Source organism: Bradyrhizobium sp. P2_E8, assembly GCF_056403875.1.
On record NZ_JBFUES010001704.1, the window covers coordinates 1 to 859 of the forward strand.

The window sequence follows — 859 nt, forward strand, 5'->3', positions numbered from 1 at the left end:
GATGAGATCGGCGAGATCTACGGCGCGAGCCGCACACTGGTCCGCACCGCGCTCCAGCAGCTCGCGCATGAGGGCATCGTCAACATCGAGAAGAACCGCGGCGCCTTCGTCGCGCGCCCGACGCCCGGCGACGCCCGCGAAGTGTTCGAGGCGCGCCGACTGATCGAGCCCACCATCGTCGACCGCGCGTGTGAAGCGGTGTCAGCGGCCTGGCTCGACCGCCTCGGCCAACATCTCACTGAAGAGCGCGAGGCGGAGCTGCGCGGCGACGCGCGCGCCTCGGTCCGGCTCTCCGGCGAATTTCACAAGCTCGTCGCCGAGATGAGTGGCCACAGCATCTATCTCGGCTTCCTCAAGGAACTGATCGCGCGCTCCTCGCTCATCATCCTGCTCTATCGCCGCCACGACACCCCGGCCTGCGGCACCGACCACCACGCCGAGATCGTCACCGCGATCCGCAAGCGCGACAAGCAAGCCGCCCGCGCGCAGATGCTGTCGCATCTGAACGAGATCGAAGCCGAGCTGTTCCTGAAGGATCCCGCCGCCGACGAGACGCGGCTCGCGGATGTGCTGGGCGCATAGGCGAACCGCACGGGCTTCTATCGCAGCGGAGATCCTTCGTTTCGCCTGACGATCTTCAGCACGAGCAAACCAGCGCCAAGCACCAGGAAGAGGACGCCGACGAAAGTCGTGCCACTGGATTCAAAGGTCACGCCGACCGCGGTCAGCAGGCATCCGATGATGATTGCGAAGAGTCCGCCGAGCTTCTTGACCAGCAGGACGTGTCCGTCACTCGTTTGTGCCGCCATGTTACGCCTCGCACAGATATGCGGCCCGCTTTCAATACTCGTCTCTGGCC

General features: G+C 65.2%; 2 protein-coding genes. One reads left to right on the forward strand and one right to left on the reverse strand.

Features of this window, described 5'->3' with window-relative positions; genetic code table 11:
• Nucleotides 1-582, forward strand: a 582-nt coding sequence (locus tag AC1D00_RS43340; RefSeq protein ID WP_477014956.1) for a GntR family transcriptional regulator, incomplete at its 5' end; no start/stop codon positions are given.
• A 17-nt stretch (nucleotides 583-599) separates the two neighbouring features.
• Here the strand turns inward: AC1D00_RS43340 and AC1D00_RS43345 are convergent.
• The coding region (locus AC1D00_RS43345; protein ID WP_477014957.1) for a hypothetical protein at nucleotides 600-859 on the reverse strand (260 nt) is incomplete at its 5' end.